At 34.3% G+C, this 16,798-nt stretch carries 12 protein-coding genes; 7 read left to right on the plus strand and 5 right to left on the minus strand.

Going from position 1 to position 16,798, the window contains the following annotated elements:
* Nucleotides 1-4,455, minus strand: a 4,455-nt coding sequence (locus QZZ51_RS02420; protein ID WP_291865372.1) for an Ig-like domain-containing alpha-2-macroglobulin family protein, incomplete at its 3' end; no start/stop codon positions are given.
* Between the two features lie 318 nt (nucleotides 4,456-4,773).
* Between QZZ51_RS02420 and QZZ51_RS02425 the strand changes: the two genes are divergently transcribed.
* From QZZ51_RS02425 to QZZ51_RS02450, 6 genes are all read left to right on the plus strand, one after another.
* Complete coding sequence (locus tag QZZ51_RS02425) at nucleotides 4,774-5,247, plus strand: CAP domain-containing protein (protein ID WP_291865376.1); 474 nt, start codon at nucleotides 4,774-4,776, stop codon at nucleotides 5,245-5,247.
* An 89-nt stretch (nucleotides 5,248-5,336) separates the two neighbouring features.
* Nucleotides 5,337-5,876, plus strand: coding sequence for a 3-hydroxyanthranilate 3,4-dioxygenase (locus QZZ51_RS02430; RefSeq protein WP_291865379.1), 540 nt, complete (start codon nucleotides 5,337-5,339; stop codon nucleotides 5,874-5,876).
* On the plus strand, nucleotides 5,877-6,236 hold the full coding sequence (locus QZZ51_RS02435; protein ID WP_291865383.1) for a DUF1304 domain-containing protein: 360 nt from the start codon (nucleotides 5,877-5,879) through the stop codon (nucleotides 6,234-6,236).
* 97 nt (nucleotides 6,237-6,333) lie between these two features.
* Complete coding sequence (locus tag QZZ51_RS02440) at nucleotides 6,334-7,887, plus strand: aldehyde dehydrogenase family protein (protein WP_291865386.1); 1,554 nt, start codon at nucleotides 6,334-6,336, stop codon at nucleotides 7,885-7,887.
* A 335-nt stretch (nucleotides 7,888-8,222) separates the two neighbouring features.
* Nucleotides 8,223-9,128: an OmpA family protein gene (locus QZZ51_RS02445; RefSeq protein WP_291865389.1), complete on the plus strand. Its 906-nt coding sequence runs from the start codon at nucleotides 8,223-8,225 to the stop codon at nucleotides 9,126-9,128.
* A gap of 28 nt (nucleotides 9,129-9,156) precedes the next feature.
* A complete protein-coding gene (locus QZZ51_RS02450; protein WP_291865392.1) occupies nucleotides 9,157-9,705 on the plus strand; it encodes a hypothetical protein in 549 nt (182 codons plus the stop codon).
* Nucleotides 9,706-9,777: 72 nt separating this feature from the next.
* On the opposite strand, the gene QZZ51_RS02455 is transcribed toward QZZ51_RS02450, so the two are convergent.
* From QZZ51_RS02455 to QZZ51_RS02470, 4 genes are all read right to left on the minus strand, one after another.
* A complete protein-coding gene (locus QZZ51_RS02455; protein WP_291865395.1) occupies nucleotides 9,778-10,773 on the minus strand; it encodes an acyl-ACP desaturase in 996 nt (331 codons plus the stop codon).
* A gap of 70 nt (nucleotides 10,774-10,843) precedes the next feature.
* A complete protein-coding gene (locus QZZ51_RS02460; RefSeq protein WP_291865398.1) occupies nucleotides 10,844-11,569 on the minus strand; it encodes a metallophosphoesterase family protein in 726 nt (241 codons plus the stop codon).
* The gene (locus QZZ51_RS02465; protein ID WP_291865401.1) at nucleotides 11,566-12,648 is read right to left on the minus strand and encodes a DNA helicase PriA; all 1,083 of its coding nucleotides are present in this window, start codon (nucleotides 12,646-12,648) and stop codon (nucleotides 11,566-11,568) included. The genes QZZ51_RS02460 and QZZ51_RS02465 overlap by 4 nt, the downstream gene beginning before the upstream one ends.
* A 59-nt stretch (nucleotides 12,649-12,707) precedes the next feature.
* On the minus strand, nucleotides 12,708-13,832 hold the full coding sequence (locus QZZ51_RS02470; RefSeq protein WP_291865403.1) for an SPFH domain-containing protein: 1,125 nt from the start codon (nucleotides 13,830-13,832) through the stop codon (nucleotides 12,708-12,710).
* Nucleotides 13,833-14,115: 283 nt separating this feature from the next.
* Here QZZ51_RS02470 and QZZ51_RS02475 point away from each other — a divergent pair, with 283 nt between their 5' ends.
* Nucleotides 14,116-16,653: an adenosylcobalamin-dependent ribonucleoside-diphosphate reductase gene (locus QZZ51_RS02475; RefSeq protein WP_291865406.1), complete on the plus strand. Its 2,538-nt coding sequence runs from the start codon at nucleotides 14,116-14,118 to the stop codon at nucleotides 16,651-16,653.
* Nucleotides 16,654-16,798 lie beyond the last annotated feature (145 nt).

Raw genomic sequence — 16,798 nt, forward strand, 5'->3', positions numbered from 1 at the left:
CCAACTAGATTTAAAGCCTATTGGAAGCACATACCCTCTTTTTTCTGCCTCTAATAAAAAATGTCCTGCGTAGGTTGTTCCCCAATCGTTGGCTTTATTTTGCCCTGGCCAGTAGCCTAAACCTCCATTGGATAATTGAAAACCTCCTAATCTTTTTATAGCACTTTCTACATTCTGTTGAATTCGTTTTTTCTTATTAGAATCTACATCAAATATGGTAGATAAAAACAACTGAGGGAAAGCCCCAGAAGTAGTCTGTTCTACACAACCATGAGGGTAACGAATAAGCTGTTGCATACGACCATTGAAATTCATGGCTGGTAATGTGGAAAACTCTAAATCTACCGAGTTACTTCCTTTAACTCCAAAAGATTCCAAAGAAACCGTTTGTTCTCCATTAGCGTCTAAAACAATATATTCCGTTTTAGAGGTCATAGGGTTTGGATTCACTACATCAATAGGAATTTCAAAAGATGCTTTTTCTCCGTTACCAGAAGCTTCTACAACGACTTTGCCTATTCCTTTAAAGTTGGACACATTTAAAGTAAAATAAGCCATCTTTTCATCTGGATCAGAGAAACTCAAAGATTGCGAATTTCCACCTTCTACTGTAAATGCTTTGTTTTGTTTTATTTTTAAAGTAACCTTTTTAATTTTCTTTTCCATAGCAAATACAGTAACAGGTAGTATTACTTTTTCGCCAGGTGTAATTTTTCTAGGTAAAGATGCCAATATCATTAGAGGCTTGCGAACTGGTGTTGTTTTTTCTGCTATTCCATACGCTTCTTTAGTTACATCACCTGCAACTAGCATAGTACGAACAGAGCCTACATATTTTGGAATCTTTATTTTATGCGATTTCGATTTTCCTGCCTTTAACTCGAACGGCCCTAAATGAACCACCATAGGCTCGAACCTATTCGCTTTCTTATTTTTTGCTCCTGCCAACTCATCATCTCCACCAATAGCGAATACCTGATTTATTTTTCCTCCAAAAGCTCCTATAACATCATCATACACATCCCAAGTTTTTACTCCTAATGCTTCCTTAGCATAAAAGGTGTTCCATGGGTTAGGGGTTTTAAATCTGGTTAAATCTAGCAGGCCTTCATCTACAATAGCAATACTATAGGTCATGGCTTTACCGTTAGTTTCTTTTACCGTTAGTTTTATTTCTTCCTCTGGTCTAAGAACATCTGGCATGGTAACAACAGGCTGTAATTTAGTTTCTGGGTTTTCTACACTAATTGGCACTAATCCATACAAACGAATAGGGTTATCATTCAATGTACTTGCATGCGGTTGTAATAACGTAATATGAATAAATACATTTGGCGTGTACAATTCTGTTATTGGCAAGGTAAACTTGGTTTCTCCTTCAGTAGCATCTACCCAAAGGGATTCTAAAACTTCACTTCCATTCTCTATAGTAACTAAAGCTCTACTACCCTCCGAACTTGGGAAAGAAACTATAGCATTTTCTCCTACTTTATAATTTTCTTTATCCGTAGAAAAAGATAACATAGTAGCTGCAGAAGGATCGTTCTTTTTAGATTTTCCTGCCCATCCTGGCCAATCTACATAAATAGTTTTCCCTGTGGCATGACCCCCTTTAGTATCTTCTACGCGTACCAAATAACGCCCCCAATCTGGGTATTTAAGTTCAAAATTAAAACTTCCTTTTCCCTTAGAATCTGTACTAATTGTTTTGGCGAAAATTTCTTCTCTATACTGGCTGCTACTATAGGAGGATAGGTTATCTGCCGATGTATCCCACCACCATCTCCAATTTACTTTATGGACTGTAACCTTAAGGTTTTTGGTTGCTTTTGGTTTTCCATTTTCATCAACAGAAACAACTTCGAATTTATGGGCGACATCTGTTAAAAGCATTCCTCTTGTTTTATCCCCTTTAGGAGAATTTAAACCAACATACGTAGCGTAAGGAGAGTAAGGCTTGGTAAAAACATCTGTACTAAAATCGCCTCCATTTTCGTAAACCTTAGTAATAAATGCGGCACTTAACATTCCTGGTGCTTTAGCATCTAATTGTGGGTTTACATTGAATTTTGCTTTTCCTTCTCCATCAATTTTACCATTATATATTACTTGCTCCTCGCTAGAAAAACTACGAGAAGGGTCATCGAAAATATAACCTGGAAAGGTTTTAAAAGTTGTGGTTTTAGAATTAAATTTTCCTGTAATATCTGCTTTTAAATTCTTTGCAATAGCTCCATGTAACCATTTTACTTCTATTTCCCCATCTACTGCAGATTTACTAGATAGAACTTCTTTATTAAACGCTGTTTTTATTTTTAACCGATTAGGTTTTATTGTCTCTATCTTAATAGTCTTGGTAAAAGAAGCCCCACCGACAGAAACCTTTGCCAACCAATTGCCTGTTACAGCATTCTCATCGGTCTTTAAATTAAAATGATAAAAATTTTGCGTACCGCCTGTTTTAACTTCTCTATGAACAACAGTATTATAAGGGTCTAAAAGTTCTAATTTTACAGGATGATTTTTAGGTAACTTATTAGCATTATCATTTAGCATAAAAGAAAGATAAATTTTATCTCCTGGACGCCAGACTCCTCTTTCGGCAAAAATAAATCCTTTAATACCCTTTTGTAATTGAGCTCCAGAAACATTAAACTTACTTACAGAAAGTGCATTACCATCATTAAGCTTTATATAGTTTTTTTGACCTTTGCTCTCTACAATAGCAAAAAATGGAAGTTTATCCGCATCGAAAAATGAAATACCCTCTTGGTCCGTAGTAACATTCCCTAATGGTTGTTGTTGGTAATTATAAAAAGTAACCTTAGCCCCAGCAATAGGGGTAGTGCTTACAATATCATTTACAGCAACAAAATAGCTTTTATTTAATCCTTTTTTTATGGTAACGCCTATATCGGTTGCTAATACATTTATACCCACCTTTTTATTATGATAATAGGACGTATTACATGGGTTCTCTCTCTCTGACCAATTATAGTCGTAGTAATAATTATCGTAGTAATCTTCTACGCCGTCCCAAGAACTATCCTCTTGCTCTTCATCAAAATTATCATTTGTATTTTCCTCATCCTCAAAATTGGTAGAACTACAGGTATATAAACTATACGCTCCTTTATAATTAAATTCTACTCTATAAATAGCACCTATTTCTGGAGAAATGATGGTCTTTAAATCCAAAGCATGGGCTGTCCATTTACCATGATTACCAGAAAGTTTACTTACAAGCTTTATCTTTTTAGTAATGATTGGCCTTGCAACACTCCTTAAATTACCTTGTCCGTTAAGGTTATTATTTTGTAGAAATTGTAAAATATTGTTTTCATAAATCTTAAGTATGGTAATGTCTACTGCTTTTAGATTTACCGCTTCAAAATTAATTTTAAGATTGCTAGAAGATGGTAAGATAGTTCCGTTAGATAATAGTCTTATTTGCGGTTTTAACTCTTCAAAAGCAATACGTTCTGTAAATTTAGATTTTAGCTTATAACCATCTGTACTTTGTATTCCATCAAAAACCTCTAACTGCGCTGTGCCATTCATTTCTTTGGAAGGGTAGACTTTTAAAGTATTACCATCCACAGCATATTTACTTTTATCATCCCCTTCTAGAACTACTAAACCTTTAAAGTTTTGTCCTTTTTTAATTGGGTCTGAAAAATTTACTAAGACAATTTGATTTTCGGAAGTATCTAACGTAGCATCTAGTATCGTAAAGTTATTTTTACCAGCTATAGTTATAGTGTTTTCTCCAGAACTCTCTATACCTAAATTTTCCCCGCTCCACGTAAATTGTAGTTCGCTATCGGCATCCAAACGTTGAATACTATCTACAATAAAAGAAAATTGAGTTCCTTCTTTTACTCCTTCTTCAAATTTTGGAATTATTTTTTTCCCTTCGTGGCTAATCGTTAATAAGGTTTTTGCTTTTTCTAAAGAAAGAACATCCGAACTTCTTAATTGCCCATTTATATATTGCAACTCCTTGGAATACGATTGTACCGCATTGGTATAAATATTAAACTGTTGTTTAAGCGTCTTTATACCAAAAGTCATTTGGCTTAATTCTTTTGGTAAATTGGGTAGTATGGTCTCTAAATCTAATGTAAAAGAATACTCCGTATCTTGCTTTAAAGCAGCTTCTGGTATAAAAGAAATAGTACGGTTGTCTAACACCATAACTTTACCAGGTACTTTTGGAGTAATTGTAAATACGTCTTTATCTAGCTCTAAACCATTTTCCCAACCTTCTATAGGCTCGTTGAAAACAACTCTAACATCTGATTTTACAGAAACTATACCATGACTAACTTCAGAGACATGTTCCTGATATATGCTTAAATCATCAAAATTAGACGAATCTACTTTCCCTTTAGGATTACATCCTATGAATAGCATTAAAAGACTTAAGGAAGGAATTACGAACCTGATTCTCATATGTTTAAATTTTATGTAAATGTAATAGTGTTCAAATTATAATGCATCCCTGTTTACCATGAAAAAATAAAATTTTACCGTTTCTTAAATTATAAGCAATACAGAGACTATGCAACAACGTGTTATTCGTCGCAAAAAGTATAAATTTTGACTAAAAGGTGGTATTTCATCGAAAAAAAACAAATTTTTACCTTGGCGACACAATAATTCTTTAATATTACGACCGTTGCATTCCCCAAAGCAATAATCAGAACAATAGAATCCCCATTCTTTCTACCTACTTATTAGAAAAACACCTACTTACAAATAGAACATTGTATGAAAATGAGTGTGCAAAAAGCATTCTTAGTTTTATTTGTATTTGTAGCTTTCTCTTGTAGTAAGGAAACCATTGCAGATACAAATATTGAAGCTGAGAATATTGAAGTAGTAGAATCGGAGTTACTAGAAATAGTAAACGAATATAGAGCGTCCTTAGGTCATAGTTCATTAGTATATAACAGCATAGCTTATGAGCAAGCGAATAAGCATAATGACTACATGATTTCTAAAGGTAATTTAAGCCACGATAACTTTAGCGCAAGAGCATCTACAATATCTGTAGAGTTAAACGCAGAATTTGTAGCCGAGAATGTAGCTAAAGATTATTTTACTGCCAATGACGCCTTTAAAGGTTGGCTGGCAAGTACTAGTCATAAGAAAACTATAGAAGGTGAATTTACACATACCGCAGTAAGTGTAAAAAAAGACAGTAATAACAAACTATATTTTACACAACTATTTTTTAGATAGTTACTATAAAGACATTTTGTTTAAATTTGAAAACATCAACCTTTGGTTGGTGTTTTTTTATATTTACAAAACAGTAAAAACAACACTTCATGGCTATAGCTCCTCCCTTTAACTTAACAAAATGGATTGCGGAAAACAGAAATTTCCTAAAACCACCAGTAGGAAATAAAAATTTATATAAAGAATCCGGAGATTATATTGTAATGATAGTTGCTGGCCCAAATGCAAGAAAAGATTATCATTATAATGAAACCGAAGAACTTTTCTACCAGTTAGAAGGGAATATAGAAGTTCATATTCAAGAAAATGGAGAAAAAAAAACTATGAAATTAGGCCCCGGAGATATGTATCTGCATCCTGCAAAAGTGCCACATTCCCCCGTAAGGTATAAAGATTCTATAGGATTAGTAATTGAACGGAAAAGAGTAGATTTAGAGGCAAATGACGGTCTTTTATGGTTTTGCGATACGTGCAACCACAAATTGTACGAGACCTATTTTAGGCTAAATGATATTGAAAAAGATTTTCTAGGTCATTTTAAACATTTTTATAGCTCTCCAGAATTACTTTGCTGTAACAATTGCGGCACAAAAATGCCAGTAGATGAAAGATTTACAAAAGAAGAATAAATGGGTCTTTCTATAAAAATTCTTATTGGGATAATTGCACTGCTACACTTCTATTTTTTATGGTTAGAGATGTTCGCTTGGACCACCAAAGGAAGAAAAGTATTCAAAAAATTTCCTCCCGATTTGTTTGAGTCGACCAAATCTATGGCAGCGAACCAAGGGCTATATAATGGTTTCTTAGCTTCAGGGCTTTTATGGACTTTTTTCATCTCGGACATGCAATGGGGGCATAACATTGCTCTTTTCTTTTTAAGCTGTATAGCTATTGCGGGTATATATGGGGCATTCTCTGTAAGCAAAAAAATATTTTATATACAGGCTCTACCAGCTATTGCAACTATACTACTTATTTTGATCTAGCTCCCATTTAAACACAAATAATTAACTTCTAGAATAAACCAGTTTTATTCGTAGATTTGCTAAAAAATACAACAATAAGTATTTAAAAAGTTATAAAATGTCAAAAACAGCAGAAGCATTCGGGATACAGGAAGCACTTAAACAATTAGGTGTAAAGGAAATTAATGAAGGAACTTCTACAGGTTCACATCATTTTTCTAATGGAGATTTAATTGAATCTTATTCCCCAGTCGATGGTAAATTAATTGGAAAAGTAAAAGCTACTACCCAAGAAGATTACAATAAAATGATGCAAACTGCAACTGCAGCATTTACGGAATGGAAAACAAAACCAGCGCCACTTAGAGGAGAAGTAGTGCGCCAATTTGGAGAAAAGTTAAGAGAAAAGAAAGAAGCTTTAGGTAAACTTGTTTCTTACGAGATGGGAAAAAGCTATCAAGAAGGCTTAGGGGAAGTGCAAGAAATGATAGATATCTGTGATTTTGCAGTTGGTCTTTCTCGTCAATTACACGGTTTAACCATGCATTCCGAACGTCCTGGACATAGAATGTACGAACAATATCATCCTCTTGGAGTAGTAGGGATTATTTCTGCTTTTAATTTTCCTGTTGCCGTATGGGCATGGAACACAGCATTAGCATGGATTTGTGGTGATGTTTGTGTTTGGAAACCATCTGAAAAAGCTCCTATTTGTGGAATTGCTTGCCAAAATATTGCTGCTGAAGTATTTAAAGAAAATGGCTTACCAGAAGGAATATGTAATCTAATAAATGGAGATTATAAAGTAGGAGAAATGATGACTAAAGATACTAGAGTACCATTAGTATCGGCTACAGGTTCTACCAGAATGGGTAAAATTGTAGCACAAGAAGTTGCAGGTAGATTAGGAAAATCATTATTAGAGTTAGGTGGTAATAATGCCATTATTGTAACTCCAGATGCGGATATAAAAATGACCGTAATCGGAGCCGTTTTTGGCGCTGTAGGTACAGCAGGACAACGTTGTACTTCTACACGTAGATTAATCATCCATGAAAGCATGTATGACACCGTTAAAGATGCCATAGTAAAAGCTTATGGTCAATTACGAATTGGTAACCCTTTAGATGAAAATAATCATGTAGGTCCTATTATAGATAAGGATGCTGTAAAAATGTATGAAAATGCATTAGAACAAGTGGTTGCAGAAGGCGGAAATATAATTGTCGAAGGTGGCGTTCTTTCTGGTGAAGGTTACGAGTCTGGATGTTATGTAAAACCAGCAATTGCGGAAGCGAAACCAAACTATAAAATTGTACAACACGAGACTTTTGCACCTATACTTTACTTATTAAAGTATTCTGGAGATGTTCATAATGCTCTTGCAATACAGAATAACGTTGCACAAGGGTTAAGCTCTGCTATAATGACTAACAATTTAAGAGAAGCAGAAGCTTTCTTATCGGTACAAGGTTCCGATTGTGGTATTGCTAATGTAAACATAGGAACTTCTGGAGCAGAAATAGGTGGTGCTTTTGGTGGTGAAAAAGAAACTGGCGGCGGTAGAGAAAGTGGCTCTGATGCTTGGAAAGTATATATGAGACGCCAAACCAATACTATTAATTATACTACTGAGTTACCTTTAGCTCAAGGTATAAAGTTCGATTTATAGACTAACAAAAAACAATTCATTTTTAAAGACCCTAATGTTTCAAAGCATTAGGGTCTTTTAGTAACTAAACAAATTTATTTAGAATATTTTATGCTTAACCCAATGCCAGAACTTAGTTGGGAGAGTCAAAGACTTAAAAATAATTCCATTATAAAATTACTTACTCTAACCATAAAAAGTATGCAAATTTATATAGTTAGATAGAAAATCTGTGTATTTAGTTAATCTTACCCTACAAATAGCAAATCCTTACTCCCTTGATTTTTAGTGTTTAATAAGAATATTTTAAGATATTTTTAATACATTGTAGTCTAAACACTAAATGATTATTAACAATGACAAAAACAACTACGAATCTGCTAGGGATTCTTATAACCATTCTAGCAGGCACTTATTTTTACATTACGTACTGTAGCGAATGCGGTGCAGTTGTAAAAGAAGAACCTGTCACAGAAGCCGTAATCACAAAAGAACCAAACGTTACGTCTTATCCTTTTGCTTTTAGCGATGGAGATTATACGTACAGCAACAATGACAATTACAACTTTAAAATAGCAACATCTTCCATTCTTATGCCAATATCAGGTAAAATAGAGGAAGGTATTACCAGTCTTAAATCTTTTTTAGGAAACAATACCTCTAAAGTTATAAATATCACTGGATATTATAAAAGTGATGAAACCAATGCTTCTGCCTTTCCTAATTTGGGTTTGGCAAGAGCAAATTCTGTTAAGAACCATTTAGTAGCTAATGGAATATCTTCCACCCAAATAAATACTATTGGTAACCTAAGAGATGAAATGGTTGCTAAGGACGAAATTTATTTAGGCCCCATTACTTATAGATTAGATAGTAAAGCTGAAAACGCTGATGATGAACTACAAGCTCTTTATGAAAAACTAAAGGCTAATCCTTTAGTTTTTCATTTTAATACCGCACAGACCTCTATTAACCTTAATGCAGAGCAACGACAAAAGGTTGCTGATATCTCTAGATACTTAGATAAGGTAGATGGTGCTTCTGCCAATGTTATTGGGTATACAGATAATACCGGAAATCGTAATACCAATATTACTCTAGGGCAAGAACGTGCTGATTTTGGAAAAGCCTATTTGGTAAGAAACGGAATTTCTGCAAATAAAATAAATGCATCTTCCAAAGGTCCTGATAGCCCCGTTACAACTAATGCAACTGAGGAAGGTAGGGCAGAAAATAGAAGAACAGTAATTACACTAAACTAAATAATTAACACTAAAAAAAATAAAAAATATGGATTTTGCAAATATGAATATCTGGTGCTGGCTAATTCCTTTATTAGTAGGAGCAATTTGTGCTTACTTAGGATATCTTATCGGAAAAGGGAAAACAACTACAATAGATAACAGTGCAGATTTAAAATTACTAGAAAATAAAAACGCAAAATTACAAGCAGATTTAGATACTTGTAACGGCAAACTATCCATGAAAATTACCGCTCCTGTAGCATCCTTTGCTACTGGTGCCGTCGTTGCTTCTATCCCCTTTGACTCTGCTGCTGTAAAAGCTGCATTTGGCAAAACTGTAAAAGAAAATGATTTAAAAATAGTGGAGGGTATTGGTCCAAAAATTTCAGGAATGTTTATTGATTCTGGTATTAAAACATGGAAAGCATTATCTGAAGCTACTGTTGCAGAATGCCAGAAAGTTTTAGATGGTGGCGGAGACCGCTATAAAATACACGACCCAGCATCTTGGCCTATGCAATCTAAAATGGCTTATGAAGGTAAATGGAAAGAGCTTGCTAAGTGGCAAGATAAGCATGATCACGGAAAATTATAATACAACCCAACCATACCTAAAAAAACCCAATCTAAATAAATAGATTGGGTTTTTTACTTTTATAATACTTTTCTATAACCTTCCGTTTGCTTGTACCCACTTAAAAGTAAACTCGTCTTCTGGTAATTTCATTCTTTCAGAAATACGTGTTAAACGCGCTGGTAATTTCAATAAATAATCACGAGCTTTTTCTGCCTCTTCATTCAATGAACGAATACTTTCTAGGTCCCAGAATTTATTTAGTTTAGCAAGTATCTCCACATAATCATTAGCGGTATATACTCCTAAACGCTGTGCACAATTAGAGAAATTTTCAAAAGCAACTCCCATACTTTCTCCAGACTCTCTTAAGAAGTGTGCTGGCATAACAATTTTCTTTTTCATCATATCCGCAAAAGCAAGCATCATACCTGATGGGTCTTCCACAAAAATATTCTTTACAAATTCTCTATACGCTAAATGGTGCCTCATTTCGTCACCAGCAATAATAGTACACATTTTCCCTAATAAAGCATTACCTTTTTTCTTAGCCATTTGCCCCACACGTTTATGTGAAACTTGTGTTGCTAGCTCCTGAAAAGAAGTGTACACAAAATTCTTATAAGGGTCTCTGTCCGTTCCAATATCAAAACCATCCGAAATTAAATGTTGCGTGGTAATTTCTATTTCGCGCATATTTACACGTCCAGAAAGATATAAGTATTTGTTTAAAACATCTCCATGTCTATTTTCTTCTGCTGTCCAAGCTCTTACCCATTTAGACCAACCATTATTCTTGCCTTCTTGTTGGTTTATACCTTCTACATCCATTAACCAAGATTCGTAAGTTGGCAATGCTTCTTCCGTAATCATATCGGCAACCATAGTTACCCAAAAATCATAACCTAAGTCTTTAGATTCTTCTCTTAGTTGTTCTACATCTTGTAAAAAAGTATCAGATTCAGAATCTGGTAAAAAATCTGACGGCTGCCAAATTTTTTCAACAGGAACAAGAAAGGATTCCATAAAGCTATCTACTTTATGTTCCAAAGCTTGCATTACTTCTAATCTAATGTTCTTGATAACCATAATATATAATTATTTTTTTGCAAAGTTCGGTAATAATATAGTCTTTTTAAGATTAAAACTACATCTATTTTTAATTTCTTCCTTTTTCTTTAGGGTAAAAAGTGTAAACTGGCTCACTTTGCCAGGTTTTTTTACTGTCTACATCTAAAATAGTTAGCGGACCTTTGAAAGCTGCTCCAGTATCAATATTCCATACGTTGGCAAAATTTTGAGGTGTTGTTTTTCCCATTTTTGTAACTGGTGTATGGCCAATATATATTTCTTTATAATGCTTTAAACGCATAGGATAGTTTGCATCCTCTGGGCTTAAATTTGGATTTAAACAAACCGCCAATTCCCAAAGAGTACGGTCCCAATAAAGCGTCTTAGTAAAATACTCGCTTTCTATTCCTTTTAAACTTGTAAATCCCGCATGAAGAAAAAGCCTATTCTTTTCCTCTAAATAATAGTTCTTTAATTCTTTGTAAAACTGTATATGCCTTTTTTTAGTTTCATCACTAACCTCCGCATAGGAATTAGCCGTTGCTCTTCCTCCATGTTGTAACCATACAGAGTTATGTTCTTCTTTCACAAGCCAATCCGAGCAAAGTTCATCGTGATTTCCTCTTAAAAAAATGCAATTATGTGTCTTTTGCAGGTCTAATAAAAATTCTACCGTTTCTACAGCCTCACTCCAACCGTCTACATAATCTCCTAAAAAGATTAATTGGTCCTTAGGAGTGACCTCAGCTCTTTTTAATACCTGCTGCAATGCCTTTAATCCGGAATGAATATCTCCAACAACTAATGTTCTCATTGCGCAAAAATCGCAATTACTACAATGATTGCAATAATAAAAAGCGTTAAAAAAAATATTTTCCAAAAAGAATAAGGTCTCGTACCGCTTAACACCCCTGTTTGTCCATTAATATAAAAACGATATTCTTGACCATTATAACTATATGAACTTATATAAACTGGTAATAAAATATGTTTAAAAGTTTCATTAGACAGCTTAATATCGGCATGAGCAATACGTTGGGTATCCCCACCAATATCTCGACGAATCCAACTATAAGCTACCTGTTTTGCTTCTTTAAAAGATTGATGATGCCCCTCTTTTAAAGAAATCGTATATTTTTCAGTAACAAAACCAGAAAGGTATTTAGAATTAAAAGGAACTAATTCTTTTAGATTCCAAAACGTAATTTTTTTAGGAATGTCTCTCCTCTTTTTTTGAGATGCATTTATTAATATATCATCCACAAAACCATTTACAGAACCATTTACAGAAGACCATCTTGTTTTTCTAACTCTTCTATTTTGAGTTCCGTTTTTTGTTCTTATCCTTTGGTTTTCGTAATAATAATCTCCTCTTTGTCCTTGGTATGATGCTTCTAAATTGCTGTCAAATGTCCAATAGGGGATATACAAACCATGCAACCCCTCTGGATCCAGAGCTGCTCTTTTTAGCTTATTAGGGGCGAACCAAATACTGCCAACCCATTGTTTAAAAATTATTCTTGCCTTTTTAGTATCTAACTGAAAAGGAACCAAGGCTCCTGGTAAAATCCAACCTTCCTTTTCAATATCTTCTCGAATTAAAGGCTCACTACAATAAATACAATCGAGGGACTTATAATTTTCCTCTACATGCTGATTAGCACCACAGTTTTTACAATGCAACAGATCTATAGTTTCTGTATAAGCATTTTCACCAACAACTTTTAAATAGTGTTGTAGCTCTAGCTCCTCAAAACTACTTTTGGCTTGCTCAATAAATTCCTCGTAACCGCAATACTCACATTTTAATTGATTAGAGCCTGCCTTAAATTTAAGCTCGGCTCCACAATTTGCACAAGATTTTTTATGTTCTGTTTTAAGCGTATCCTCCATATAAAATTTGGTATTTCCTAAAAGCGGGAAGTACTATTCTAAAATTAATGAATATGCCTCTAAGCTATTGGTAATGGTGGCGGTGTACTACCTCCAAGAAATGCTTTTAACTCCTCTACGTCTTTTAAGGAAGACCAATTAGCCATTCCTTGTTTCCAAACAAGGGAATCTTTATTGATAGTTCTACTTGCAAATAATTCTTTTAAACGATCCAAAGAAACGGGTCCCATTTGTTGATTATTTACAGCATAATGATACATAACTTGGGTAGGCATTGGCGGAGGAACCATAGCATTTTGTTGTGATTGCTGCACCCCTGTTTGCCCCATTAGGCCTCCCATTTGTTGTGCCAAGACAAAACCCATTCCCATTCCCATTCCTGCTCCTGCAGTTCCTCCTTCATTCTTTGCTGCTGCTTCCATAGCTTTTGCTGCCTTAAATTGAGCAAGTTTGGTCATATCTAACTTATCCAAACGGCTATATTCAAATATCTCTTTTTTTAGCTCTTCTGGCATAGAAACATTCTCTATGTAGAATTTTTCTAACTCTATACCAACCCTATCGAACTCTGGTTGCATTACTTCTTTGCAAGTTTCAGATAATTCTGTGGCATTTGCTGCATATAGTTCAATAGGAAGGTTGGCCTCGCCAACAGTATCTGTAAAACGAGTTACGATTAAGCTTTTAAGATGCTCATTAACTTCGTAGTTGGTAAAATGTCCATCTGTACCTACTATATCTACAACAAATTTTCCTGCATCATTAATTCTAAAACTATACGTTCCAAATGCCCTTATTTCGACCAATCCAAAACGCTCATCACTAAGCATGAACGGATTTTTAGTTCCCCATTTTTCATCTGTAAATAAATGTGTATTTACAAAGTATACTTCCGCCTTAAATGGACTGTTAAATCCATATTTCCACCCTTTAAGGGTGGTTAATATAGGAAGGTTTTTAGTGTCCAAAGTATAGGTTCCTGGAGTAAAGACATCGGCTAATTGACCCTCACTAATGAATACTGCTGTTTGTCCTTCTCTAACGATAAGTTTAGCGCCGTTTTTAATTTCATTCTGATACCTTTCAAATCTATAAACAATAGTATCATTGGTATTATCTAGCCACTCAACTATATCAATAAATTCATGACTTAGTTTATTTTTTATCTCTTCAAATAAATTCATATTTTCTCTTCTTTAATTGTAAAAAGGTAAGCATTTCCTAATAAGATAACAAAGTAGTTTCGATAATTTATCCGATTCAAAAAAATTATCACTTTTTATCAAAAGCCATCATAAAATCTTCTTATTTTTAAATACCTGAAATAAATAACACCCGAAAAACATAGGCTGTCTATATAATACTTTTTTTCCGATCAAGTCTATGATTTTTATCATACAATTCACTTTGCTCTATTAGATAATTTTACACTTTCATAATACATTTCTTAACAATAACCCACACAAAATGGCTACAACAAAAACTTCCCAAAAGACAAAAATATACACCCAAAAACAAGCTTTTGAAGCTAGCCAAAAATATTTTAAAGGAGATGATCTAGCAGCTCAGGTCTGGGTAAATAAATATGCTTTAAAAGACTCTGATGGCAACATATATGAGCAATCTCCAAACGATATGCATAGGCGTATAGCTAAGGAAATAGGTAGAATAGAAAATAAATATGCCAATCCTTTAACAGAAGAAGAAGTTTTTAACCTTATTAAAAATTTTAAATATATAGTTCCGCAAGGAAGCCCTATGGCTGGTATTGGCAATCCGTACCAAATCGCTTCTCTTTCTAATTGTTTTGTTGTCGGGAATGAAGGCACATCGGATTCTTATGGAGGCATATTAAAAACAGACCAAGAGCAAGTACAATTAATGAAACGTAGAGGTGGCGTTGGTCATGACCTTTCGGGTATACGCCCTAAAGGGTCTGCTGTTAAAAACTCCGCACTTACGTCTACAGGGTTGGTTCCTTTTATGGAGCGTTATTCTAATTCTACAAGAGAGGTGGCGCAAGATGGCCGTAGAGGCGCATTGATGTTATCCGTATCTATAAACCACCCAGATGCAGAAGATTTTATTGACGCAAAAATGGAGCCAGGGAAAATTACTGGCGCAAATGTTTCTGTTCGGATAGATGATGATTTTATGAATACGGTGTCTAATGAAACTAATTACACTCAAAAATTTCCGGTTCATAGCAAAACACCTAAAATTACTAAAGAGATAAAAGCAAAATCGCTTTGGGATAAAATTGTGCATAATGCTTGGCAATCTGCCGAACCAGGAATTCTATTTTGGGATACTATAATTAAAGAATCTATACCCGATTGTTATGCAGATTTAGGATATAAAACGGTATCCACAAACCCTTGTGGAGAAATACCTCTTTGCCCTTATGATTCTTGTAGATTATTAGCCATAAACTTATTCTCCTATGTAGAAACCCCTTTTACCAAAAATGCGACTTTTAATTTTGAATTATTCCATAAACATATTGCTGCTGCACAACGCATTATGGATGACATTATAGATTTAGAATTAGAAAAAATAGATGGTATTTTACACAAAATACAATCGGATCCAGAGTTAGAAGAAACCAAAGCTGTGGAAATTCGACTTTGGGAAAAAATAAAAGAAAAAGCTACATTAGGAAGACGTACTGGTATTGGCATAACAGCAGAAGGCGATATGCTTGCTGCATTAGGCTTACAATACGGTAGTGAAATTGCTAACGAATTTTCTATCCAAGTACACAAAACAATGGCTATTGAAGCTTATAGAGCCTCTGTGCAAACCGCCAAAGAAAGAGGTGCTTTTCCAATTTTTGATTTAGAAAGAGAAAAAAATAACCCTTTTATTCTCCGATTAAAAAAAGCAGATAAAAAACTATACCATGAAATGCTAGAGCATGGTAGAAGAAATATAGCACTACTTACTATTGCACCAACAGGAAGTACAAGTTTAATGACGCAAACATCTTCTGGGATAGAACCTGTTTTTATGCCTGTGTACAAAAGGCGCAGAAAAGTAAATCCTAATGACAAAGATGTACATGTAGATTTTGTAGATGAAATTGGCGATTCTTGGGAAGAGTACCAAGTGTTCCATCATAGGTTTAAACAATGGATGGAAGTAAACAGATATGATATATCTAAAAAATATAGTAATGAAGAATTAGATAAATTAGTAAAAAAATCTCCTTACTACAAGGCAACCTCTAACGATGTAAATTGGCTAAGTAAAGTACAATTACAAGGGGCTGTTCAAAAATGGATAGATCATTCTATTAGTGTTACTGTAAACCTACCAAACCAAGCCACAGAAAAACTAGTAGGACAGCTATATTTAGAAGCCTGGAAAGCTGGTTGTAAAGGAGTTACTGTTTACCGAGATGGCTCAAGGTCAGGAGTTTTACTTGCCAATGATGATACCAAAACCGAAACTAATTTCCCTACCAAACGGCCACAAACTTTAGAGGCTGATGTAATACGTTTTCAGAATAACAAAGAAAAATGGATTGCTGTAATTGGCTTAATTGATGAAAAACCTTATGAGATTTTTACAGGATTAGCAGATGATGAAGATGGCTTAGTAATTCCGCGCTGGGTAAATGAAGGGCTAATTATTAAGGATAGCGATGAAAATGGCACCTCTAGATATGATTTTCAGTATAAAAATAAAAGAGGGTACAAAACCACCATTGAAGGATTATCGCATAAATTTAATCCAGAATACTGGAATTACGCCAAGCTCATATCTAGTACTCTGAGGCATGGAATGCCTATTGAAAATGTGGTAGAATTAATAAACAGTCTACAATTAGACGGAGAATCTATAAATACATGGAAAAACGGAGTTGCAAGAGCCCTTAAAGGCTACGTACAAGATGGCACCAAAGCGGAAGGTCAAAAATGTACTAGTTGCCAGTCTATCAATATTATTTATCAAGAAGGTTGTTTAACCTGTACAGATTGCGGATCTTCTAAATGCGGGTAATTCCACAAATTAAGAATAAGAATCCTCTTTCAATTATTGAAAGAGGATTTTTTTTAAACCCTGTTTTCTACGCTATCTAAGCCAATTTTTTACACAAATACATTGAATATCAGTACTATATAATTCAATAAAAAATTACAATTGG

Origin of the sequence: Maribacter sp. (assembly GCF_016744255.1) — a bacterium.
Taxonomy (GTDB): Bacteria; Bacteroidota; Bacteroidia; order Flavobacteriales; family Flavobacteriaceae; genus Maribacter_B.

Coding starts and splice junctions, on each gene's coding strand:
- QZZ51_RS02425 (WP_291865376.1), top strand. CDS start 4,774: ATGAAAATGAGTGTGCAAAAAGCATTCTTAGTTTTATTTGTATTTGTA.
- QZZ51_RS02430 (WP_291865379.1), top strand. CDS start 5,337: ATGGCTATAGCTCCTCCCTTTAACTTAACAAAATGGATTGCGGAAAAC.
- QZZ51_RS02435 (WP_291865383.1), top strand. CDS start 5,877: ATGGGTCTTTCTATAAAAATTCTTATTGGGATAATTGCACTGCTACAC.
- QZZ51_RS02440 (WP_291865386.1), top strand. CDS start 6,334: ATGTCAAAAACAGCAGAAGCATTCGGGATACAGGAAGCACTTAAACAA.
- QZZ51_RS02445 (WP_291865389.1), top strand. CDS start 8,223: ATGACAAAAACAACTACGAATCTGCTAGGGATTCTTATAACCATTCTA.
- QZZ51_RS02450 (WP_291865392.1), top strand. CDS start 9,157: ATGGATTTTGCAAATATGAATATCTGGTGCTGGCTAATTCCTTTATTA.
- QZZ51_RS02455 (WP_291865395.1), bottom strand. CDS start 10,773: ATGGTTATCAAGAACATTAGATTAGAAGTAATGCAAGCTTTGGAACAT.
- QZZ51_RS02460 (WP_291865398.1), bottom strand. CDS start 11,569: ATGAGAACATTAGTTGTTGGAGATATTCATTCCGGATTAAAGGCATTG.
- QZZ51_RS02465 (WP_291865401.1), bottom strand. CDS start 12,648: ATGGAGGATACGCTTAAAACAGAACATAAAAAATCTTGTGCAAATTGT.
- QZZ51_RS02470 (WP_291865403.1), bottom strand. CDS start 13,832: ATGAATTTATTTGAAGAGATAAAAAATAAACTAAGTCATGAATTTATT.
- QZZ51_RS02475 (WP_291865406.1), top strand. CDS start 14,116: ATGGCTACAACAAAAACTTCCCAAAAGACAAAAATATACACCCAAAAA.